The organism is Microbacterium sp. P5_E9 (genome assembly GCF_054049175.1).
The window spans coordinates 1-508 of the sequence record NZ_JBFUMV010000175.1 but is presented as its reverse complement, the minus strand read 5'-3'; the positions used below and the strand labels follow the sequence as shown (position 1 = coordinate 508).

Here is a 508-nt window from a genome sequence, read left to right as displayed (position 1 = left end):
GCGACTGGGTGTTCGTCTCCGGCACGCTGGGCCAGGACTTTGCCAGTGGGGAGTTTCCGCCCACTGCGGAGCAGCAGTGCGAGCTTGCGCTGGACACCATCGAGCGCGCGCTGTCGCAGGCGCGCGCCGGCCTCGCCGACGTGGTGCGGGTGCGCGTCTACGTGCCCGACCGCGGCGATGTGATCGCGGTCAGCGGTGTGCTCAAGCGCCGCTTCGGGAGCAATCGCCCGGCCAACACCACGCTGTGCAGCGCACTGGCGGTCGAGGGTGCCAAGGTCGAACTCGAAGTCACTGCCCGGCGCCGCCCCTGAGGTCCCATTTCCTTTTCCCGTCCGTCCTGGAAGCAACGATGAACATCCTGACCCAACTGGCCACCGCCATGCGCCATCGATCGGTTCGCACGATCGACCTCACCCACACCCTGAGCGAGGACTTCCCGCCGCTGCAGCTGCCGCCGCAGTTCGGCCAGGTGGCCGCCTTCAAGATCGAACGCATCTCGCACTATGAC

1 protein-coding gene is annotated in these 508 nt (G+C 67.5%); it reads left to right on the top strand.

Going from position 1 to position 508, the window contains the following annotated elements:
* On the top strand, positions 1–311 hold a 311-nt coding region (locus ACXJ3V_RS20845; protein ID WP_457102261.1), incomplete at its 5' end, for a Rid family hydrolase.
* Positions 312–508 lie beyond the last annotated feature (197 nt).